Origin of the sequence: Sinomonas cyclohexanicum, from assembly GCF_020886775.1 — a bacterium.
In the GTDB taxonomy this organism is placed as follows: Bacteria; Actinomycetota; Actinomycetes; order Actinomycetales; family Micrococcaceae; genus Sinomonas; species Sinomonas cyclohexanicum.
In genome coordinates this window covers 2,035,015-2,057,026 of sequence record NZ_AP024525.1, presented here as the reverse complement: position 1 = coordinate 2,057,026, position 22,012 = coordinate 2,035,015, and the positions used below count along the sequence as shown (strand labels likewise).

The following is a 22,012-nucleotide window of genomic DNA, read 5'->3' as shown; positions in this document are numbered from 1 at the left end:
CCCCCACGCTCGGAAACGCACACTACTACCCTGCGTAGAATGGACGGGTGCTACAGACCGGTGCCCCCTGCCTCGAGATCGAGGGCCTTGTGAAGGATGTGGGGCCAGTCCCCTCGCTTGACGGCCGCATGAAGCGGGTCCTCGCCGGTGTCGACCTCACCGCCAATCTGGGCGAGATCACGGTCATCCTCGGCGTCAACGGCGCCGGCAAGACCACCACTCTCGAGTGCGCGCAGGGCCTGCAGAGGCGCACGGACGGCGTCGTGCGCCTCCTCGGACGCGACCCCGAGACGGCCGACGCCGAACTGCGCTCCCGCGTGGGCATCATGCTCCAGGAGGGCGGCCTGCCCCCCTCGGCCCGCCCGCTCGCGCTCTTGAGGCACGTGGCAGGAATGTACACGGACCCGCAGCCGGTGGACGACCTCGCAGACCGCCTCGGCATCCATGATTTCGCCTCGACGACGATCCGGAGGCTCTCGGGCGGCCAGAAGCAGCGCGTGGCGCTCGCGGCGGCCCTGGTGGGCCGGCCCGAGGTCGTCTTCCTCGACGAGCCCAGCGCCGGCCTCGACCCCCAGTCTCGGCAGCTCGTCGTCGACCTCATCGACGGCCTCCGCAAGGACGGGCTCGGCGTCATCCTCACAACGCACCTCCTCGACGACGCCGAGCGGCTCGCCGACGTCGTCCACATCCTCGATCAGGGCCGCGTCGTCACGAGCGGCACTGTTGCGGAGATCCTCGCCGAGCGGCAGGACGTCCAGACCCGGCTGACGCTACGGTGCACCCCGGGGCTCCAACTGGCCGAGGCATTCGGTGCCCGGGCCGCCGGCGGCGCGCTCGCCGTCACCGAGACGAGCGCCGGACTCTACACGGTCGACGGCGAGCTGACGCCAGCAGACCTTGTCTCCGTCACCTCATGGCTCGCCACGCGCGGCATCATGCCGGACACCCTCGAACTCGGACGCGCGAACCTCCAGGACGTGTTCCTGGCCATCGCCGCGGAATCTGCCGAGGCCACGGACGCCAGGACCGCCCGGCCCGGGAGGGCGGCATGAGCGCGGCGACACTCCCCCGGCGGGTCTGGCAGCAGGGCAAGTACGAGACCCTCACGATGCTCCGCAACGGCGAGCAGCTCACGCTGATGATCGTCCTTCCCCTGTTCGCCCTCGTCGGGCTCACGCTGACCCCCGTGCTGGACGGCCTGGGACCGAGCCGGATCGACGTCGCGGCCCCGGGTGTGCTCGCGCTGTGCACCATGAGCGTCGGGTTCACCGGCCAGGGCATCGCCACCGGCTTCGACCGCCGCTACGGCGTGCTGCGCTTCCTCTCGACCACCCCGCTCGGACGCGGCGGCCTCATCGCGGGGAAGGTGGTCGCGGTCCTCGTGGTGCTCGCCGTCCAGATCGTCGTGATCGGCGGCGTCGCCCTGACGCTCGGCTGGCGGCCCGGCCTCGCCGGAATCCTCCTCGGCGTGCCGCTCCTCGCGCTCGGCGCCGCCGCGTTCACGGCCCTGGGGCTGCTCATCGCCGGCACCGCACGCCCCGAGGCGACGCTCGCGGTCACGAACCTCGCCTGGATCCTCCTCGGGGTGCTCGGTGGCATCGTGATGCCCACCCAGCGCATTCCCGCGCTGGCCCCCGTGGTCGGGTTCCTCCCCTCGGGGGCGCTCGGCGATGCGGTGCGCTCGGCCTTCCTCGAAGGCACCCTCAACGTCCCTGCCGCCGTCGTGCTCGTCCTGTGGACCGTGCTCGCCGGCGTCGCCGCTATTCGCTGGTTCCGATGGAGCTGATCCCATGACAGACACTTCGCTCACGCGCTTCTCCCGCCTCACCACTCGGCTGCCCAAGGTGGTAGACGGGCGCATCCGTGCCATGGCGATCGCCTCGCTCATCGGCCAGATCGTGCTCATCCTCACGGGCGGCGCGGTGCGCCTGACCTCCTCGGGGCTCGGCTGCCCCACATGGCCGCGCTGCACGGCCGGCTCCCTCACCACCACGCCCGAGATGGGCGTCCACGGGATCATCGAGTTCGGCAACCGGCTCCTCACGTTCGCGCTCACCGCCGTGGCCCTGATCATGCTCGTCATGCTCTGGAACCTCCGCAAGGAGCGCAAGGACCTGTTCTGGCTCGCGGTCGGCCTCCTCGCGAGCGTGCCGGCGCAGGCAGTCATCGGCGGGATCACGGTGCTCACCCAGCTGAATCCGTGGGTCGTGGGACTGCACTTCCTCGTCTCGATGGCCCTCGTGGTCCTCTCGATGCTCCTGGTCAACCGCGCTTACGGTCGTGCCGGCCGATTCATGGACCGGACCTACCCCGCGCTGCCGAGCTCGATGGCGCCCACGATGCTCGTCACCACAGCGGCGGCCATCGCCGCAGTGGTGCTCGGCGTCGTCGTGACCGGAGCGGGGCCACATGCGGGCGACGCCAACGCGCCCCGCAACGGCCTCGACTGGGACCTCTTCTCGCACATCCACGCCGTCCCGGCATATCTGGTCGCCTTCGGCGCACTCTTCGCCGTCGTCGTGACCCTCACCCGCCGCATCCCGGGGACCTTCCGCAGCGGCGTGGTCCTCCTCCTGGTCCTGACCGTTCTGCAGGCCGCGATCGGCATCACGCAGTACTACACGGGCATCCCGGCGCTGCTGGTCGCCGCTCACATGCTCGTCTCGGCGCTGCTCGTGGCTGCTGCGGTGAACGCGGCCGACGTCGCGCGGTACAGCCCCACGGCGTAGTCGCCGCAGGCGACCGGCCCCGCGCAGGCGACGGGCCCGCGCAGGCGGGAACCGGTGAGGCACAGCAGAGAACAACGGACACACAGAACGGGACAGACAGAGGGAGGGCCCTGCGGCGTGATGCCGCAGGGCCCTCCCTCTGTGTTCTGCCTTCTCGGCCGATGCCGTGCGTTCTCAGCCGAAGAGCGGCGACCCCACGAACGGATCGACAGCGAGGGCCAGGAAGAGGACCGTGAGGTAGCTGATCGAACCGTGGAAGACCTTCATCGCCTTCTTGTCCTCGATCTCCTCGCGCTGCGCGCGGCCGTACAGTGCGTGGGACTCGTAGAGGAACCAGCCGCCGACTCCCACAGCAGCGACGGTGTAGACCCACCCCGCGTGGCCGAGGGGAACCATCAGGAGGGAGGCGATGACCATCGCCCAGGCGTAGAGGACCACCTGGACGGCCACGATCTTCGCGCCGGCCATGGCGCCGAGCATCGGCACGTGGGCGTTGCGGTAGTCCTCGCCGTAGCGCATGGACAGCGGCCAGTAGTGCGGCGGCGTCCACAGGAAGATGACGAGGAACAGGATGACCGCCGGCCATTCGATAGTGTTCGTGACGGCGGACCACGCGATGAGCACTGGGAAGCAGCCGGCGGCGCCGCCCCACACGATGTTCTGGGCCGTGCGGCGCTTGAGGATCAGCGTGTAGATCACGACGTAGAAGAAGATCGCCGCGGCACCGAGGACGGCCGAGAGCGGGTTCGCGCCGAACCAGAGGATCGCCAGCGAGGCGATGCCGAGGACCCACGAGAACACGAGTGCCTCACGCGGAGTCACCTCGCCGGTCACGAGCGGACGGTTCTCCGTGCGCCGCATGAGCCTGTCGATGTCCCGATCGATGTAGCAGTTGAAAGCGCCGGCGCTCCCGGCCGCGAACGCCCCGCCCACAAGCGTGGCGATCATGAGCCCGATGGACGGGAAGCCGCGCTCTGCGTAGATCATGGTCGGCAGCGTGCTCACGAGGAGGAGCTCGATGATGCGCGGCTTCGTGAGGGCGACGTACGCCTTGATCTTGCGGCGCAGGCCGAGCTTGGCTGGCCTGGACGGGACTGCGGCGGGTGCGTCTGCTGTGCTCACGGATGCGCGACTCTTCTACTCGGTGTGTCCGGCTCCGGGTGCACGGGAGCCGCCTCCATGATACCCGCGCCGCGCATCGGGTACCGGATGCCGGACGGGGAGTGTCCCGTGGCACCACGGCTCTTCGCGTGGCGCATTGACGGTATGCGGATGCCCGCACAAGCACTCGATATTAAGACTGGGCATTCACACTGCGGAATTTTTGGCAAAGCCCTCCACCCCGCCGCGGCGCCGTGGCTAGTATGTGAGCTGGGTGCCAGCCTGCGTCGTTGTGCTTGCAGTGCGCGAGAGCGGGTAGAGAAACCCAGACAAATCGTTTCGATGGTGAACGGCTGGCAGGATGCGATGCAGGGCCCACCATTCCCGTGCCCCGTAGGACGCTGCTGACCGTCAGCAATGGAGAGGGGCCGGTGTACGTGCCTGCTGTGGATGTGCAAGAACTGACCTGGACTGATGTGGACCGCAAGGCTGTGGACACGGTCCGGGTGCTCGCGGCCGATGCAGTGCAGAAGGTGGGCAATGGCCACCCCGGTACGGCGATGAGCCTGGCGCCGGCGGCGTACCTGCTGTTCCAGAAGCTGATGCGCCATGATCCGGCGGATCCGGCGTGGATCGGGCGGGACCGGTTCATCCTCTCCCCGGGGCATTCGTCCCTGACGCTGTACATCCAGCTGTTCCTGGCCGGGTACGGGCTGGAGCTTTCGGATCTTGAGGCGCTGCGGACGTGGGGCTCGCTGACTCCGGGGCATCCGGAGTACAGGCACACCAAGGGCGTGGAGATCACCACGGGCCCGCTGGGGCAGGGCCTGGCCTCCTCGGTCGGATTCGCGTACTCCCAGCGGCGCGAGCGGGGCCTGTACGACCCGCAGGCCGAGCCGGGCACGTCCCCGTTCGACCACACGGTGTGGGTGATCGCCTCGGACGGGGACCTGCAGGAGGGCGTGACCTCGGAGGCGTCCTCGCTGGCCGGGCACCAGGAGCTGGGCAACCTCGTGGTGATCTACGACGAGAACCACATCTCGATCGAGGACGACACGGACGTGGCCTTCACCGAGGACGTCCTCAAGCGCTACGAGGCGTACGGCTGGCACACCCAGCGGGTGGACTGGACCAAGACCGGTGAGTACGCCGAGGACGTGCCCGAGCTCTGGGACGCACTGGTGGCGGCGAAGGCCGAGACTAGCCGGCCCTCGATCATCTCGCTGCGCACGGTCATCGGCTGGCCGTCCCCGACCAAGCAGAACACGGGCAAGATCCACGGCTCGGCCCTGGGCGCGGAGGAGGTCGCGGCCCTGAAGGAGGTCCTGGGCTTCGACCCGGAGAAGTCCTTCGTCGTGGACCCGGAGGTCCTGGCGCACACCCGCGGGGCCATCGGGCGCGGCGAGGAGGCCAAGGCCGCCTGGCAGGAGTCCTTCGACGCGTGGAAGGCGGCCAACCCGGAGGCCGCGGCCCTGCACGAGCGCATCGAGGCCCGCCGCCTGCCGGCGGGCTGGGAGGAGTCCCTGCCGGAGTTCCCCGCCGGGAAGGACGTCTCGACCCGGGCCGCCTCGGGCAAGGTCCTGAACGCGATCGGCCCGGTCCTGCCGGAGCTGTGGGGCGGGTCCGCGGACCTGGCCGAGTCGAACAACACCACCATCGAGGGCTCGCCCTCGTTCATCCCGGCCTCCCGCTCGACCGCGGCGTGGAAGGGAAATCCGTACGGACGGGTGCTGCACTTCGGCATCCGCGAGCACGCCGCGGCCGCGATCGTGAACGGCATCACCCTGGGCGGGAAGACCCGGGCGTTCTCCGGCACGTTCCTGATCTTCAGTGACTACCAGCGCCCCGCCATCCGCCTCTCGGCGCTGATGGGCATCCCGTCCACGTACGTGTGGACGCACGACTCGATCGGCCTGGGCGAGGACGGCCCGACCCACCAGCCGGTCGAGCAGCTCGCCTCCCTGCGCGCGATCCCCCACCTGGACGTGGTGCGCCCCTGTGACGCGAACGAGACCGCCCAGGCGTGGAAGGCGATCCTGGAGAACACGGAGAACCCGGCCGGGATCGTCCTGACCCGCCAGAACCTGCCTGTCTGGGAGCGCGGCGAGGGTGCCTTCGCCGACGCCTCCGGGGTCGCCCGGGGCGGCTATGTCCTGGCCGAGGCCCAGCGCGAGGGGAACGACGTGGCCCCGGACGTGATCCTCATCGGCACCGGCTCGGAGGTCCAGCTCGCCGTGGCCGCCCGGGAGGCCCTCGCGGCCGAGGGCATCGCCGCGCGCGTGGTCTCCATGCCCTGCGTGGAGTGGTTCGACGCCCAGGACGCCGGCTACCGCGAGTCCGTCCTGCCCGCGGCCGTGAGGGCCCGCGTCTCGGTCGAGGCCGGTCTGGCGCTGACCTGGCACCGGTTCGTCGGCGACGCCGGCCGCACCGTCAGCCTCGAGCACTACGGGGCCTCCGCGGACTACAAGACCCTCTTCACCGAGTTCGGCATCACGGCCGAGGCGGTCACCGCCGCCGCCAAGGACTCCATCGCCGCCGCCGCGGCCTGACTCTCACCAGGAGCATCGATCATGACTACCCCCACCCAGGCACTCTCCGACGCGGGCGTGTCCATCTGGCTCGACGACCTCTCCCGCGCCCGCCTCGCCGACGGCTCGCTCGCTGCGCTCATCGAGGAGAAGAACGTGGTCGGCGTGACCACGAACCCCACGATCTTCCAGGCCGCGATCACCAAGGGCCACGGCTACGACGCCAAGCTCCGTGAGCTGGTCGCCTCCGGCGCGGACGCGCAGCAGGCCGTGTTCGAGCTGACCACCTCCGACGTCGCCGACGCGTGCCGGCTCTTCGCCCCGGTCGCGGCGGCCACGCACGGGGTCGACGGCCGCGTCTCGATCGAGGTCGACCCGCGCCTGGCCTGGGACACCGCCGGCACGATCGCCGAGGCCAGGCACCTGCACGCCAAGGTCGCCGAGCCCAACGTGCACATCAAGATCCCCGCCACCCTCGAGGGCCTCGAGGCGATCGCGGAGACGCTCGGGGCCGGGATCAGCGTCAACGTGACCCTGATCTTCTCCCTCGAGCGGTACCGCGCGGTCATCAACGCGTTCATGACCGGCCTGGAGAAGGCCAAGGCCGCAGGCCACGACCTGTCCCAGATCCACTCGGTCGCCTCGTTCTTCGTCTCCCGCGTGGACACCGAGGTCGACAAGCGCCTCGAGGCCATCGGCACCGAGGAGGCCAGGGCCCTCAAGGGCAAGGCCGGCCTGGCCAACGCCCGCCTCGCCTACCAGATCTACCAGGAGGAGTTCACCACCGAACGGTTCAAGCTCCTCGCCGACGCCGGCGCCCTCCCGCAGCGCCCGCTGTGGGCCTCCACCGGCGTGAAGGACCCCTCCCTGCCGGACACCCTCTACGTCACCGGGCTCGTCGCCCCGGGCGTGGTGAACACGATGCCCGAGAAGACCCTCGAGGCCACGTTCGACCACGCCGAGGTCACCGGCGACACCGTCACCGGCACCTACACCGCCTCCAACTCCCACCTCGACGCCCTCGCCCAGCACGGCATCGACTACAACGACGTCGTCGCCGTCCTCGAATCCGAAGGCCTGGACAAGTTCGTCGCCTCCTGGAACGACCTCCTCAAGGACGTCGAGGCAACCCTCGCCGAAACCGCCCACGGAGCGCGCGCGTGAGCGCCCTGACGTTCGCCGCCACCGGCGCGGCCCGCGAAGCCGTCGAGGCACACGTGGACCAGCTGGTGGCCGACGCCGTGGCGAGCCGCATCTTCGCCAAGGACCACACGCTGTGGGGCAAGGACGCGGAGGATGAGTCCTCCAAGCGCCTCGGCTGGGTCGAGGCGGCCTCCGTCTCACAGCCGCTCGTGGCCGACATCGTGGCGCTCCGCGACGAGTTCCGTGCCGAGGGCGTGGACCGCATCGTCCTCTGCGGCATGGGCGGTTCGTCGCTCGCGCCCGAGGTGATCACCACGACGGCGGGGGTCCCCCTGGTGGTCCTCGACTCGACCGACCCAGAGCAGGTCGAGGCTGCGCTTGCCGAGCGCCTTGAGAACACCGCGATCGTCGTGTCCTCGAAGTCCGGCTCCACGGTCGAGACGGACTCCCAGCGGCGCGCCTTCGAGGCGGCATTCACGGCTGCGGGGATCGACGCGAAGCGCCGCGTCGTCGTCGTGACCGACCCGGGCTCGCCGCTGGACGGCGCGAGCCGCGAGGCCGGCTACCGCGCGGTATTCAACGCGGACCCCACGGTCGGTGGCCGCTACTCGGCGCTCACGGCCTTCGGCCTCGTCCCGTCCGGCCTCGCCGGGGTCGACATCCAGGCCCTCCTCGACGAGGCCGAGGAGGCTGCGGAGATCCTCCGAGACGACTCGGCGGAGAACATCGGGCTGCAGCTCGGAGCCGCCCTCGGCGGCACGTCGCCGCTGAGGGACAAGATCGTGATCGTCGAGGACGGCTCGGGCATCGCTGGGTTCGCGGACTGGGCCGAGCAGCTCATCGCCGAGTCGACCGGCAAGATCGGCAAGGGCGTGCTGCCCGTCGTCGCGGACAAGGACGCTCCCGAGGTCTCCGGGGGCGCGGCGGACGTCCTGGTCGTGCGGCTCGTCTCCACCGACGGCGAGCCGGCTCTGGGAGCCAACGAGGCCGCCGTCGGCGGTACCCTCGCGACCCAGATGCTCACGTGGGAGTTCGCGACTGCCGTCGCGGGCCGGCTCCTCGGCATCAACCCGTTCGACCAGCCCGATGTCGAGGCCGCCAAGGCTGCCGCCCGAGGCCTCCTGGACGCCCAGCCGGAGCCGACCCCCGCACGGTTCACGGACGGTGCGATCGAGGTCCGCACGGGAGACACCGGCGAATGGCTCTCCGGGGCCTCTACGGTCGAGGACGCCGTCAAGGCGCTCCTGGGCCAGCTCGGCCCAGACGGATACCTGAGCGTGCAGGCCTATCTGGACCGCCTCGCGTACCCGCAGCTCGCCGACGTGCGTGACCAGCTGGCCGCCGCGACGGGCCGGCCGACGACGTTCGGCTGGGGCCCGCGGTTCCTGCACTCGACCGGCCAGTACCACAAGGGCGGTCCCGCCGTCGGCGTGTTCCTGCAGATCACTGCTGGCACGGACCAGGACGTGACGATCCCCGAGCGGCCGTTCACGTTCGGCCAGCTCATTGCCGCCCAGGCCACGGGGGACGCGCAGGTCCTCGCCGAGCACGGGCGCCCTGTACTCCGCCTGAACCTCACCGACCGCGCTGCGGGGGTCGCGCAGTTGTCCGCCCTCGTGTCCGCACTCCCGGCCGAGGAAGCACCGGCCCGCTGAGGCCGCGGCCTCCGGCCCGGCACTCCGCCGGGCCGGAGGGCCTGCGTCTGCACGCACCGATGGACCAGAAAGGCACCATGCCAGAGAACGACATCACCGCGAACGGAACGTCCTCGCGCGGAGCGCGGCGCAATCCGCTGCGCGACCCGCGCGACCGGCGCCTCAATCGCATCGCGGGGCCCTCCTCGCTTGTGCTCTTCGGGGTGACCGGGGACTTGGCCCGGAAGAAGCTCATGCCGGCTGTGTATGACCTTGCGAACCGGGGCCTGCTGCCGCCGAGCTTCGCGCTGGTGGGCTTCGCCCGCCGCGAGTGGGAGAAGGAGGACTTCGCCGAGGAGGTCAAGGCCTCGGTCAAGCAGTATGCGCGGACGCCTTTCGATGAGGCGGTGTGGGCGCAGCTGAATGAGGGTGTGCGGTTCGTGCAGGGCACGTTCGATGATGATGCGGCGTTCGAGGCGCTCAAGGCCACGCTGGAGGAGTTGGATGAGAAGCGGGGGACGCGGGGGAACCATGCGTTCTACCTCTCGATCCCGCCCAAGGCGTTCGAGCAGGTGTGCCGGCAGCTCTCGGCCCATGGGCTGGCCCAGCCGGAGCCGGGGAAGTGGCGCCGGGTGGTGATCGAGAAGCCGTTCGGGCATGATCTGGCCTCGGCGCGGGCGCTGAACGACATTGTGGAGTCGGTGTTCCCGGCGGATGCGGTGTTCCGGATCGACCACTATCTGGGCAAGGAGACGGTGCAGAACATCCTGGCGCTGCGGTTCGCGAACACTTTGTTCGAGCCGCTGTGGAACGCGAACTATGTGGACCATGTGCAGATCACGATGGCCGAGGACATCGGCACGGGGGGCCGGGCGGGCTACTACGACGGTGTGGGGGCGGCGCGGGACGTGATCCAGAACCACCTGCTGCAGCTGCTGGCGCTGACGGCGATGGAGGAGCCGATCTCCTTCAATGCCGATGACCTGCGGGCGGAGAAGGAGAAGGTCCTGGCCGCGGTGAAGCTGCCGGCGGACCTGTCCACGCATTCGGCCCGGGGGCAGTTCACCGGCGGGTGGCAGGGCGGGGAGCTGGTGCAGGGCTACCTCCAGGAGGAGGGCATCCCGGCGGACTCCACCACCGAGACGTACGCGGCGCTCCGGCTGGACATCAACACCCGCCGCTGGGCCGGGGTGCCGTTCTACCTGCGGGCCGGGAAGCGGCTGGGGCGCCGGGTGACCGAGATCGCGGTGGTGTTCAAGCGGGCCCCGAACCTGCTGTTCCAGGACCAGGGCGAGGACGAGTTCGGCCAGAACGCGGTGGTGATCCGGGTCCAGCCGGACGAGGGCGCCACGATCCGGTTCGGCTCCAAGGTCCCGGGGACCCAGATGGAGGTCAGGGACGTGTCGATGGACTTCGGCTACGGGCACTCCTTCACCGAGTCCTCCCCGGAGGCGTACGAGCGGCTCATCCTGGACGTCCTCCTGGGCGAGCCGCCGCTGTTCCCCCGGCACGAGGAGGTCGAGCTGTCCTGGAAGATCCTGGACCCGTTCGAGGACTACTGGGCCAGCACCGGGACCCAGCCCGAGCCGTACGCCCCGGGGTCCTGGGGGCCGTCCTCGGCCGATGAGCTCCTTGCCCGCGACGGACGCTCCTGGAGGCGACCATGATCATCGACCTGCCCAACACCACGACCTCGAAGATCTCCAAGGAGATCACGGCCCTGCGCCAGCGCGGCGGGGTCGTGGCCCTGGGCCGGGTGCTGACCCTGGTGGTCATCACCCGGCACGGGTTCGAAGAAGAGGCCATCGAGGCCGCGAACGAGGCCAGCCGCGAGCACCCCTGCCGGATCATCGTCCTGGTGGACTCCGGCCGGGACTCGACGGACCGGATCGACGGGCAGATCCGCGTCGGCGGGGACGCCGGGGCCTCGGAGGTCATCGTCCTGCGCGGCTACGGCCGCCTGGCCCAGGAGAGCGAGTCCCTCGTGGCCGCCCTCCTGCTCCCCGATGCCCCGATCGTGGCCTGGTGGCCCCACGGCGCACCCGAGAACGCCGCCGCGACCTCCATCGGCTGCATCGCCCACCGCCGCATCACCGACTCCGGCAACGAACCCGACCCCGTCGCGGCCCTGTTCCACCTGCGCGAGACCTACCGCCCCGGCGACACCGACCTCGCCTGGACCCGCCTGACCAACTGGCGCATCCAACTCGCGGCCGCACTCGACCAAGTGGACCCGAGTCCCGTCACGGCAGTGACCGTCGAGGGCGCCTCCGACTCCCCCAGCACGGTCCTGCTCGCCGCGTGGCTGGGGCAGGACCTCGATGCCCCGGTGACCATCGTGGCGGATCCAGCGGGCACCGGCATACGGCGGGTTCGACTCACGAGGAACGGCGGCGACGTCCAGCTGTACCGGCCGGGGCTGACCGTCGCGGAGCTGACGCAGCCCGATCAGCCGTCCCAGCGGATCGCGCTCCCGCGGCGCAGCCTGCAGGACTGCCTGACCGAAGAGCTGCGCAGGCTCGACCCGGATGAGGTCTACGGCGAAGTCCTCTCCACGGGGCTGCCGCGCACGAATCTGAGGAGCGTGCAGCCCAGTGAGCGCTGATCCCCGTGTGAGCATCCACCCCGATTCCTCAGTCCTGATGGCCGCGATCGCGGCTCGGCTCATCACCAAGCTCGTGGACACCCAGGACAGATACGGCGAGGCGACCGTCGTCCTCACCGGCGGCTCGATGGGCATCGGCACGCTCAAAGCCGTGGCGGAGTCGCCGGCGCGGCTCGCGGTGAACTGGTCGAAGGTGAACATCTGGTGGGGTGACGAGCGCTTCGTCGAGGCCGACTCGCCCGAGAGGAATACCAAGCAGGCCGGCGAGGCACTGCTCGATCGCCTCGCCCTGGATCCGGCTCGCGTCCATCGCCCGGGTGCCGCTGACGATTTCGCGACGCCGGACGACGCCGCGGCGGACTACGCGCGCAGGCTCGCCGAAGCCGCGGCGTCGGAGCATGAGGCCGACGTCTCAGGCTCACGCCCCGACGCCCCCGGGAGACTGCCGCGGTTCGATGTGCTGCTGCTGGGCGTCGGACCGGACGCGCATGTGGCATCGCTCTTCCCTGAGATGCCCGGCATCCGGGAGACCGAGCGGACCGTGGTCGGGGTCGAGCATGCGCCCAAGCCGCCGCCCTCCCGCATCTCCCTGACCCTACCTGCCATCAAGTCCGCTGATGAGGTCTGGATGCTCGTGGCCGGCGAGGACAAAGCCGGAGCGGTGGGGCTCGCGCTGGCGGGCGCGGGACCTGTGCATGTTCCGGCAGCCGGTGCACGGGGCCGCTCCCGCACCCTGTGGCTCATCGACGCGGCCGCGGCGGCGCGGGTCCCGCAGGAGCTGGTCCGCAAGGAGCCTGCCTCGGCCTGACCGCCGGGGCGCGGGCCGCACGAGAGGCTCGATGACAACAAGAAGGCCGGGAACAGCACATGCTGTTCCCGGCCTTCTTGTGCTACAGGAGAATCAGGAGTCTGCCACGCTCGAGAACCGCATGATCAGGCCGAGCGCAATGATGACGACACCCCACGTGATGCCGAGCACGATCGTGAATCGGTTGAGGTTCCGCTCGGCCACACCGGAGGACGCGAGGCCAGATGACATGCCGCCGCCGAACATGTCCGACAGCCCGCCGCCACGCCCCTTGTGCATGAGGATGAGCATGGTCAGCAGGAGGCTCGTGATGCCGAGCACGATCTGCAGGATGATCTGGAGTACTTGCACAGGTTTTGCCTCGTGGCCTTCCGTCAATGGTGCGGCGTGCTTGCGGTGCCCGCGGCGGCGCTAGGCCGTGGCGTGGCTCTCGAACCTGACAATGCTAGCAAATTCAGCCGCATCGAGGCTCGCGCCGCCCACCAGGACACCGTCCACGTCCTTCTCCGCGAGGATTGCCGCCGCGTTCGCGGCCTTGACCGAGCCCCCGTACAGCAGCCGGGTCGCGGCCGCCGACTGGTCCCCGAAGATCGAGGCGAGCTCCGCACGGACGGCGGCGCACATCTCCTGGGCGTCCTCGGGGCCCGCGACCTCACCAGTGCCGATCGCCCACACCGGCTCGTAGGCGACGACGAGCTCGGCCGCCTGCTCGGCGGTGAGGCCCTCAACGTCCGCCCGCAGCTGGGTCAGTGTGTGCTCGACGTGTGTTCCCGCCTGCCGGACCTCGAGGCCCTCTCCCACGCAGAGGACCGGCGTGAGGCCGTGCCTGAACGCGGCCTTGACCTTCGCATTGAGGACATCGTCGGACTCCCCGTGGACCGTCCGGCGCTCGGAGTGCCCCACGAGCACGTAGCGGCAGCCCAGCTTGGCCAGGAACGCGCCGCTGATGTCGCCCGTGTAGGCGCCGGAGTCGAACTGCGAGAGATCCTGCGCGCCGTACCCGACCTTGAGGTCGTCCCCGGCCACGAGGGTCTGCACGCCCCGAAGGTCCGTGAACGGCGGGAACACGGCGACCTCGACCCGGCCGAAGTCGTGCTTGGCGTCGTCGAGGGTCCAGGCGAGCTTCTGGGTGAGCGTGATCGCCTGGACATGGTCCATGTTCATCTTCCAGTTGCCCGCGATGAGGGGCGTGCGGTCGAACGTGCCGTTCGTGGGAGTGGTCACAGTGGCTCCTTGGAGGGGTTGTGCAGTGGGGGCTCAGGCACCCAGGGCGGTGAGGCCCGGGAGTTCCTTGCCCTCGAGGTATTCGAGGCTCGCGCCGCCGCCGGTCGAGATGTGGCCGAACTGGCCGTCCTCGAAGCCGAGCGTGCGGACTGCTGCCGCGGAGTCTCCGCCGCCGACGACGGTGAGGGCGCCTGCCGCGGTCGCGTCGGCGAGGCCCTGGGCGACGGCCTTCGTCCCCGCGGCGAACGCCGGGAACTCGAAGACGCCCATGGGGCCGTTCCAGAACACCGTCCTGCCGCCCGCGATCTCCTTCGCGAAGGCCGCGGCGGTGTCGGGCCCGATGTCGAGGCCGATACCGGCCGGGCCGAACGAGGTTGCCTCGATCGCGTCGGCGGCGGCGACCTCGTGGTCGGCGTCGGCGGCGAACTTCGAGGCGACGACGACGTCGGTCGGCAGCACGAACTGCGTCCCGGCCGCTGCCCCGCGGCCGAGGTAGTCCTTGACCGTGTCGATCTGGTCCTGCTCGAGCAGGCTCGCACCGACGGCGTGGCCCTGGGCGGCCAGGAACGTGAACAGCATGCCGCCGCCCACGAGGAGCTTGTCCGCCTTGCCGATGAGGTTGTCGATGACGGCGAGCTTGTCCGAGACCTTCGAGCCGCCGAGGACGACGACGTACGGCCGCTCAGCGCCCTCGGTGAGGCGCTTGAGGACCTCGACCTCGGTCCGGACGAGCTCGCCGAGGTAGGCGGGCAGGACCTGGGCAATGTCGTACACCGACGCGTGCTTGCGGTGGACCGCGCCGAAGGCGTCGTCCACGTAGGCGCCGTTCTCGCCGGTCAGTGCGGCGAGCTCACGGGCGAAGGCCGCCCGCTCGGCGTCGTCCTTGCTCGTCTCGCGCGAATCGAAGCGGACGTTCTCGAGCACGAGGACCTCGCCGTCGGCGAGGCCGGCGGAGTGCGCCTTGGCGCTCTCCCCCACCGTGTCCTCGGCACGCTGGACGGTGATTCCGGCATCCTTCGCGAGCTCGGCGAGGCGGTCCGCGGCGGGCTTGATCGAGTACTTGGGGTCGGGGGCGCCCTTCGGGCGGCCGAGGTGGGCCATGACCAGGACGCGCGCGCCGGCCTCGGCGAGCTTCTTGATCACGGGGAGGGAGGCGCGGACGCGGCCATCATCGGTGACGGTGGAACCGTCGAGCGGCACGTTCAGGTCGCTTCGGACCAGAACGTGCCGCCCACGGACACCATCGGCGAGCAGGTCGTCGAGAGTGCGTGCAGTCATGAAGTCAGGCTATCCGGTTTCTGCCTACGTTACGGCCGGTCTCAGAGCTTCGAGGCGACGAGCTCGGTGAGGTCCACGAGCCGGTTCGAGTAGCCCCACTCGTTGTCGTACCAGGAGACGACCTTGACCTGATTGCCGATCACCTTGGTGAGCCCGGAGTCGAAGATCGACGACGCGGGGTCGGTGACGATGTCCGAGGACACGATCGGGTCCTCGGTGTAGGTCAGGTAGCCGACGAGCGGGCCGGATTCCGACGCGGCCTTGACCGCGGCGTTGACCTCGTCCCTCGTGACCTCGCGGGAGACGGTCACCGTCAGGTCGGTTGCCGAGCCCGTGGGGATCGGCACGCGGATCGCGTAGCCATCGAGCTTGCCCTTGAGCTCCGGCAGGACGAGGCCGATGGCCTTGGCGGCACCCGTCGAGGTGGGCACCATGTTGATCGCGGCGGCGCGGGCGCGGCGGAGGTCGCGGTGCGGGCCGTCCTGGAGGTTCTGGTCTGCCGTGTAGGCGTGCACCGTCGTCATGAGCCCTCGCTCGATGCCGAACGCGTCGTTGATCGCCTTGGCGAGCGGGCCCAGGCAGTTCGTGGTGCACGAGGCGTTGGAGATGACATGGTGGTTCGCCGGGTCGTAGAGGCCGTCGTTGACGCCCATGACGATGGTGATGTCCTCGTCCGTGGCCGGGGCCGAGATGATGACCTTCTTGGCGCCCGCGGCGAGGTGCTTCTTGGCGCCCTCGGCCTTCGTGAAGAAGCCGGTGGACTCGATGACGATGTCCACGCCCAGATCGGCCCACGGGAGGTTTGCCGGGTCGCGCTCGGCGAGGACCTTGATCTCCTTGCCGCCGACGACGATGAAGCCGTCCTTGACCTCGACGGTCTCGCTCAGGCGGCCGGTGATCGAGTCGTACTTGAGGAGGTGCGCCAGCGTCTCGGAGCTCGTGAGGTCGTTGACCGCCACAATCTCGAGGTCGGCGCCCTGGGCGAGGGCTGCGCGGAAGAAGTTGCGGCCGATCCGGCCGAAGCCGTTGATGCCAATTCGAGTGGTCACTCTGGTCGATCTCCTTGATGCTCAGTCGAGCATCTGCGAAGACTGCTCGAACTGTTAGACGGTCCCGCACGTCGTTGGGCAGAGATTTGCACAGGGAAAGGCCGTCAGCCCGAGTCTCCATTGTCCATGGCTGGAAGGCCGCACGAGCCTTTCCGCCCCCCATCCTACGGCGAAAGGGCCCGTCTCGGAACAGACGGACCCTTTCGCACGGAATGTCACAGAATGTGACGAAGATCTCGGGGAACCCGACGACCTCAGGCGGGGAGGATGAGTCCCTTCGCGCCCGCACGGGCGGCCTCGAAGCGCTTCGCGACATCCGCCCAGTTGACGATGTTCCAGAACGCCTTGACGTAGTCCGCCTTGACGTTCTGGTAGTCGAGGTAGAAGGCGTGCTCCCACATGTCGAGCTGCAGGATCGGGGTCGTGGCGACCGGGACGCCGTTCTGCTGGTCGTACATCTGCTCGATGACGAGGCTGCCGCCGAGCGGCTCGTAGGCGAGGATCGCCCAGCCGGATCCCTGGATCGTCGTCGCGACGGCCGTGAACTGGCCGCGGAACGCGTCGAAGGAGCCGAAGAACTCGTCGATGGCCGCTGCGAGCTCGCCCTCGGGCTTGTCGCCGCCCTCCGGGGAGAGGTTGTTCCAGAAGATCGAGTGGTTGACGTGGCCGCCGAGGTTGAACTGGAAGTCCTTCGACAGCTTCGCCGCGGCCGCGCCGTCGCCGTTCGCCCGGGCCTCGGCCATCTTCTCGAGGGCAGTGTTGGCGCCGGTCACGTACGCCGCGTGGTGCTTGTCGTGGTGGAGCTCCATGATCCGCGCGGAGATGTGCGGCTCGAGCGCCGCGTAGTCGTACGGGAGATCAGGCAGTACGTAGGTCACAACATCCTCCATCGGTTGACTTCCCGCGCCACATTCCATGGCGTACGGGCTGGTGACGTCTCCATCCTAAGCAGATCAGCCGTCAAGCATCTCGGGCGTGACGCTGGCCTCCGTGCCGGGGATGCCCGCGTCCGCCGCCTTCTTGTCCGCCATGGCGAGCAGCCGACGGATCCGTCCGGCGATGGCGTCCTTCGTCATGGGCGGGTCCGCGAGACGCCCGAGCTCGTCCAGGCTGGCCTGCTTGTGGGCGACCCTGAGCTCGCCCGCGTACCGCAGGTGCTCGGGGACATCCTCGCCGAGGATCTCGAGTGCGCGCTCCACGCGGGCGCCCGCGGCCACAGCAGCCTGGGCCGAGCGGCGCAGGTTCGCGTCGTCGAAGTTCGCGAGCCGGTTGGCGGTCGCCCGGACCTCCTTGCGCATGCGGCGCTCCTCCCACGCCATGAGCGCGTCGTGCGCGCCCATGCGGGTCAGCAGCGCCGCGATCGCGTCGCCGTCGCGCACGACGACGCGGTCCACCCCCCGCACTTCGCGCGCCTTCGCAGCGATGCCCAGACGGCGCGCCGCGCCGACAAGGGCGAGGGCGGCCTCGGGCCCGGGGCACGTGACCTCGAGCGAGCTGGACCGCCCCGGCTCGGTGAGCGAGCCGTGGGCGAGGAAGGCCCCGCGCCATACAGCCTCGGCGTCTGCGGCGGAACCATTGACCACGGTCGAGGGGAGCCCTCGGACCGGGCGTCCGCGGTTGTCGAGGAGGCCCGTCTGGCGGGCGAGCGCCTCGCCGTCGCGCACCACGCGCACCACGTAGCGGCTCCCCCGGCGGAGACCGCCCCCGGAGACCACGATGATCTCGCTCTGGTGCCCGTACACCTCGGCGATCGAGGCTCGGAGCCGCCGCGCCGTTGCCGCTAGGTCAACCTCGGCCTCGATGACGATCCGGCCCGAGATGATGTGCAGGCCCCCCGCGAAGCGGAGCACCGCTGAGACCTCGGCCTTGCGCTCGGAGGCCCTCTTCACCGTCAGCCGCGACAGCTCCTCCTTGACGCTCTGGGTCAGTGCCATCGCTGTCCTTCCTGCTTCAGCTGCGCCCGTTCCGGACCGCCGGTCATCGGCCGCCGCCGAGGGCTCCGCCCCCGGTGAAGACCTCGTGGTATGCCCCGGCCAGCCGGAGCGCGTCGTGCACGGATCGCTGGCCTGAGGACCTCACTCTATCGAAGAGCACCTCGGCCCCGAGCTCGGCGGCCACGCTCGCGAACTCCTCGCGGTCCACGACCGAGGAGTCGTCAGCGATGACCGCGTCCACCGTGAACTCCGGTGCCACGCGCCGGATCGCGCGCAGGTGGTCAGCTCCCGACATCCCGGACGTCTCCTTCGTGTCGAGCGCGAGGTTCATGGTCAGGCAGCGGCGCGCTGGGGTGTCGGTGAGGGCCTGGCGCATCTGGGGCAGGAGCAGGTGCGGCAGGACCGAGGTGTACCAGGAGCCCGGGCCGAGGACGATCCAGTCGGCGAGCTCGATCGCGCTGAGCGTCTCGGGGCACGCGGGCGCGTCGTCGGGGATGAGTCGCACGTCCTCGAGCCGCCCGGAGATGGCGCACGCGGCCTGGCCGCGGATCGTCTCGGTGCGGGCCGGGCCGCCGTGCGCTCCCGCGGCCGCGACCACGACGTCACCCTCGATCGTGAGGGGAACGCGGGACATCGGCAGCACCTGGCCCCGGGCTCCGAGGAGCGCGCCCGCCCAACGCAGGCCGTCCACGACATCGCCGAGCAGCTCCCAGAGGGTCACGATGAGGAGGTTGCCCATCGCGTGGTTCTCAAGGCCGCTCATCCCCGTCGGCGAGGTGAAGCGGTGCTGCATGACGTCGCGCCACGTGCGCCCCCAGTCAGTGTCGTCGCACAGCGCGGCAAGGGCCATCCGCAGATCTCCCGGCGGGAGGACGCCGAAGTCCTTGCGCAGGCGGCCGGAGGACCCGCCGTCGTCCGCCACCGTGACAACGGCGGTGAGGTCGCTCGTGAGCAGGCGGAGCGCCGAGAGTGAAGCGGCGAGCCCGTGGCCCCCGCCCAGCGCGACGACGGAGGGACCCTTGGGCGTGCCGCCGTCGGCCCCGGCGCCCGGGCGGATGAGGGGCAGCTGTCCGGTGAACATGCTGCTCACTCGCGGCCCAGATCGCGGTGCGATGTCGTCACCGTCACCCGTGGCAGCTGGGCGAGCCGCTTCGAGAGCTCCTCGGCGATGGCCACCGAGCGGTGCTTCCCGCCGGTACACCCCACAGCGATGGTCGCGTAGTGCTTGTTCTCCTTGCGGTACCCGGCGAGCACCGGCTCGAGGGCGTGCACGTACCGCTCGACGAACTCCTGCGCCCCGTTGGCCACGAGAACGTAGTCGCGGACGTCGGGGTCCAGTCCCGTGTGGGGGCGCAGCTGCGGCACCCAGTGGGGGTTCGGGAGGAAGCGCACGTCCGCGACGTAGTTCGCATCGGCGGGGAGGCCGTACTTGAACCCGAAGCTCATCACGTTCAGGCGCAGCGTCACCGGACCCTTCTCGGAGAAGAGCTCAGTGATGGCGGTCGCGAGGCCGTGGACGTTGAAGTCGGACGTGTCGAGCACGAGGGTCGCGTGCTCCCGCAGCTCGGCCAGGATGGACCGCTCCGCGGCGATTCCGTCGGAGATGCGGCCGCCCTCCTGGAGCGGGTGCGGCCGGCGTCCCTGCTCGAAGCGGCGGATGAGGACGTCGTCGCTCGCATCGAGGAACAGCACCCGGTACTCGGTGCCGCTGCGGAAAGCTGTGCGAGCGCCTCGCGGATGTCCGCGAAGAGCGCCTTGCTGCGCACGTCCATGACCACCGCGAGCTTCGGGATGCGCTCGGCGGCATGCCGCACGAGTTCCGAGAGCGTGCTGAGGAGCTGCGGGGGCAGGTTCTCCACCACATACCAGCCGTGGTCCTCGAGCGCGTTTGCGGCCGTGCTCCGACCAGCCCCGGACATGCCGGTGACGATGAGAAGCTCCGACGCAGCAGGCTTGACGGGGGTCAGTTCGCTCTCGTGCTGCGCCGTGTCACTCATGGCCCCAGCCTAGCTAAGACTCCAGGATTTCGCCGGTGGCGTAATTGATGGCAGGGACCGTCTCCTGTGCACCGCTGTCCGGACTGCCGGCGGCGCCGTGGAGCCGAGCGTGGATCGCGGCTGCGAGGGCCGGGCCGACCCCGCTGACATCCGTGATCTCGGTGACGCTCGCGCCCTTGAGCCGCTTGAGCGAGCCGAAGTGCGCGAGCACGGCCTTCTGCCGCGCGGGCCCGAGGCCCGGCACCTCGTCCAGGATCGACGCCGTCATCGACTTCCCGCGCTTCTGCCGGTGGAACGTGATAGCGAAGCGGTGTGCCTCGTCACGGATCCGCTGGAGGAGGTAGAGGCCCTGGGAAGCGCGCGGGAGGATCACCGGGAAGTCGCCTTCCGGCAGCCAGACCTCCTCGAGCCGCTTGGCGAGCCCGACGACGCGGATCTCGTCCCCGATGCCGAGCTCGGCCAGCGCACGCACGGCCGCGGTCACCTGGGGCTGGCCGCCGTCGACCACGACGAGATTCGGAGGGTAGGCGAACTTGCGGTTCTGGTCGCGGTCCTCGACGGGCAGCTCGCGTTCGGCGAGGTAGTTGCGGAACCGGCGGGTCAGGACGTCGTGCATCGCCGCCGTGTCGTCCCGCGCCGCGTCACCGGTGATCGAGAACTTCCGGTACTCGCTCTTCTTCGTCAGGCCATCCTCGACCACCACCATGGACGCCACAACGTTCGTGCCCTGGACGTGGGAGATGTCGAACGACTCGATCCGCAGCGGCGGTTCGGGCAGTTCGAGGGCCTCCTGGAGCTCCTGGAGCGCGAGTGAGCGCGTCGTGATGTCTCCCGCACGGCGGCTCTTGTGGAGCCGCAGCGCCAGGACGGCGTTCTCGTGCAGCGTGGCCGCGAGGGCGGCCTTGTCCCCGCGCTGCGGGACCCGCAGCTCGGCCTTCGCCCCGCGCAGGCCCGAAAGCCACGTGGCGAGCTCGTCGGCATCGTCCGGCATGACGGGGACCAGGACCTCGCGCGGAATGCGCCCGTTGGTCTCCTCATTGTCGCCGTAGACCTGCTGCAGGAGGTGGCCTACGAGCTCGGCCGGCGTGGTGTCCTCGACCTTCTCCACGACCCAGCCGCGCTGGCCCCTGATCCGGCCCCCGCGGACATAGAAGACCTGGACCGCGGCCTCGAGCTCGTCCTCCTCGACGGCGAACACGTCGGCGTCGGTCTCCTCGGACAGCACCACGGCGTTGCGCTCGAACACCTTGCGCATCGCGATGATGTCGTCCCGCAGCCTCGCCGCGTTCTCGTAGTCGAGGTCGGCGACGGCGTCGGCCATCTTGCGCTCGAGCTGGGTGATGAAGCGCTTCGCGGCACCGCCCATGAAGTCGCAGAAGTCCTCGGCGAGGGCGCGGTGGTCCTCCTCCGAGATGCGTCCGACGCAGGGGGCGGAGCACTTGTCGATGTACCCGAGCAGGCACGGGCGCCCGCTCTGCTCGGCGCGCCTGAACACGCCCGCGCTGCACGAGCGGACGGGGAAGACCCGCAGGAGCGTGTCCATCGTCTCGCGGATGGCACCGGCCGTGTACGGGCCGAAGTAGCGGGTCCCCTTGCGGCGGTCGCCGCGCATGACCTGTACCCTGGGGTACTTCTCTGACATCGTCACGGCGAGGTACGGGTACGTCTTGTCGTCGCGGAACGCGAGGTTGTACCGGGGCTTGAACTCCTTGATCCAGGTGTACTCGAGCTGGAGCGCCTCGAGCTCGCTGCCGACCACCGTCCACTCGACGCTCGCGGCGGCGTGGACCATCGCGTACGTCTTGGGCAGCAGGCTCGCCGGGTTGGCGAAGTACGAGGTCAGCCGCTGCCGCAGGCTCTTGGCCTTGCCGACGTAGATGACCCTGCCGTGCGGATCGCGGAACCGGTACACGCCGGGGTCGGTCGGGATCTCCCCGGTCTTCGGCCGGTAGCTTGCTGGATCTGCCACTGCTCCAGTCTAG

18 protein-coding genes and 1 pseudogene are annotated in these 22,012 nt (G+C 70.0%); 9 read left to right on the top strand and 10 right to left on the bottom strand.

Annotated elements, in window-relative coordinates:
• Positions 1-47: 47 nt before the first annotated feature.
• Genes SCMU_RS09915 through SCMU_RS09905 form a run of 3 tightly spaced genes read left to right on the top strand, consistent with a single transcriptional unit; the run spans position 48 to position 2,729 of the window.
• Complete coding sequence (locus SCMU_RS09915; protein ID WP_229232794.1) at positions 48-1,052, top strand: ABC transporter ATP-binding protein; 1,005 nt, start codon at positions 48-50, stop codon at positions 1,050-1,052.
• Positions 1,049-1,786 carry an ABC transporter permease gene (locus SCMU_RS09910; protein ID WP_229232793.1) on the top strand — a complete coding sequence of 246 codons (738 nt, stop codon included), beginning with the start codon at positions 1,049-1,051 and terminating at the stop codon, positions 1,784-1,786. Before SCMU_RS09915 ends, SCMU_RS09910 begins: the two co-directional genes overlap by 4 nt.
• Positions 1,787-1,790: 4 nt before the next feature.
• Entirely contained in the window at positions 1,791-2,729 is a 939-nt protein-coding gene (locus SCMU_RS09905; protein WP_229232792.1) for a COX15/CtaA family protein, read from the top strand.
• A 174-nt stretch (positions 2,730-2,903) separates the two neighbouring features.
• Here SCMU_RS09905 and SCMU_RS09900 read toward each other — a convergent pair whose 3' ends face one another.
• A complete protein-coding gene (locus SCMU_RS09900) occupies positions 2,904-3,851 on the bottom strand; it encodes a heme o synthase (protein WP_229232791.1) in 948 nt (315 codons plus the stop codon).
• Between the two features lie 425 nt (positions 3,852-4,276).
• Here SCMU_RS09900 and tkt point away from each other — a divergent pair, with 425 nt between their 5' ends.
• From tkt to pgl, 6 genes are all read left to right on the top strand, one after another.
• Positions 4,277-6,379 (top strand): transketolase, encoded by a 2,103-nt coding sequence (gene tkt, locus SCMU_RS09895; RefSeq protein WP_371829643.1) that lies wholly within the window; start codon positions 4,277-4,279, stop codon positions 6,377-6,379.
• A gap of 21 nt (positions 6,380-6,400) precedes the next feature.
• Complete coding sequence (tal, locus tag SCMU_RS09890; RefSeq protein WP_229232789.1) at positions 6,401-7,522, top strand: transaldolase; 1,122 nt, start codon at positions 6,401-6,403, stop codon at positions 7,520-7,522.
• Positions 7,519-9,156: a phosphoglucose isomerase-related protein gene (locus SCMU_RS09885; RefSeq protein ID WP_229232788.1), complete on the top strand. Its 1,638-nt coding sequence runs from the start codon at positions 7,519-7,521 to the stop codon at positions 9,154-9,156. Before tal ends, SCMU_RS09885 begins: the two co-directional genes overlap by 4 nt.
• 77 nt (positions 9,157-9,233) lie before the next feature.
• Entirely contained in the window at positions 9,234-10,802 is a 1,569-nt protein-coding gene (zwf, locus tag SCMU_RS09880; protein ID WP_229232787.1) for a glucose-6-phosphate dehydrogenase, read from the top strand.
• On the top strand, positions 10,799-11,740 hold the full coding sequence (locus SCMU_RS09875) for a glucose-6-phosphate dehydrogenase assembly protein OpcA (protein ID WP_229232786.1): 942 nt from the start codon (positions 10,799-10,801) through the stop codon (positions 11,738-11,740). Before zwf ends, SCMU_RS09875 begins: the two co-directional genes overlap by 4 nt.
• Positions 11,730-12,548, top strand: a complete 819-nt coding sequence (pgl, locus tag SCMU_RS09870) for a 6-phosphogluconolactonase (RefSeq protein WP_274602950.1) — start codon at positions 11,730-11,732, stop codon at positions 12,546-12,548. The genes SCMU_RS09875 and pgl overlap by 11 nt, the downstream gene beginning before the upstream one ends.
• A 93-nt stretch (positions 12,549-12,641) precedes the next feature.
• Here pgl and secG read toward each other — a convergent pair whose 3' ends face one another.
• From secG to uvrC, 9 genes and pseudogenes are all read right to left on the bottom strand, one after another.
• Positions 12,642-12,899 (bottom strand): preprotein translocase subunit SecG, encoded by a 258-nt coding sequence (gene secG, locus SCMU_RS09865; RefSeq protein ID WP_229232785.1) that lies wholly within the window; start codon positions 12,897-12,899, stop codon positions 12,642-12,644.
• A gap of 60 nt (positions 12,900-12,959) precedes the next feature.
• Positions 12,960-13,772 carry a triose-phosphate isomerase gene (gene tpiA / locus SCMU_RS09860; RefSeq protein WP_274602949.1) on the bottom strand — a complete coding sequence of 271 codons (813 nt, stop codon included), beginning with the start codon at positions 13,770-13,772 and terminating at the stop codon, positions 12,960-12,962.
• Between the two features lie 33 nt (positions 13,773-13,805).
• Entirely contained in the window at positions 13,806-15,050 is a 1,245-nt protein-coding gene (locus SCMU_RS09855) for a phosphoglycerate kinase (protein ID WP_229232784.1), read from the bottom strand.
• A gap of 41 nt (positions 15,051-15,091) precedes the next feature.
• On the bottom strand, positions 15,092-16,099 hold the full coding sequence (gap, locus tag SCMU_RS09850; protein ID WP_229232783.1) for a type I glyceraldehyde-3-phosphate dehydrogenase: 1,008 nt from the start codon (positions 16,097-16,099) through the stop codon (positions 15,092-15,094).
• Between the two features lie 254 nt (positions 16,100-16,353).
• Positions 16,354-16,989 carry a superoxide dismutase gene (locus SCMU_RS09845; protein ID WP_274602948.1) on the bottom strand — a complete coding sequence of 212 codons (636 nt, stop codon included), beginning with the start codon at positions 16,987-16,989 and terminating at the stop codon, positions 16,354-16,356.
• A 63-nt stretch (positions 16,990-17,052) separates the two neighbouring features.
• Positions 17,053-18,033 (bottom strand): DNA-binding protein WhiA, encoded by a 981-nt coding sequence (gene whiA / locus SCMU_RS09840; protein WP_229232781.1) that lies wholly within the window; start codon positions 18,031-18,033, stop codon positions 17,053-17,055.
• Between the two features lie 43 nt (positions 18,034-18,076).
• The gene (locus SCMU_RS09835; protein ID WP_229232780.1) at positions 18,077-19,114 is read right to left on the bottom strand and encodes a gluconeogenesis factor YvcK family protein; all 1,038 of its coding nucleotides are present in this window, start codon (positions 19,112-19,114) and stop codon (positions 18,077-18,079) included.
• A 5-nt stretch (positions 19,115-19,119) separates the two neighbouring features.
• A pseudogene (gene rapZ / locus SCMU_RS09830) lies at positions 19,120-20,030 on the bottom strand (RNase adapter RapZ).
• A gap of 13 nt (positions 20,031-20,043) precedes the next feature.
• A complete protein-coding gene (gene uvrC / locus SCMU_RS09825) occupies positions 20,044-21,999 on the bottom strand; it encodes an excinuclease ABC subunit UvrC (RefSeq protein ID WP_229232779.1) in 1,956 nt (651 codons plus the stop codon).
• Positions 22,000-22,012: the final 13 nt, after the last annotated feature.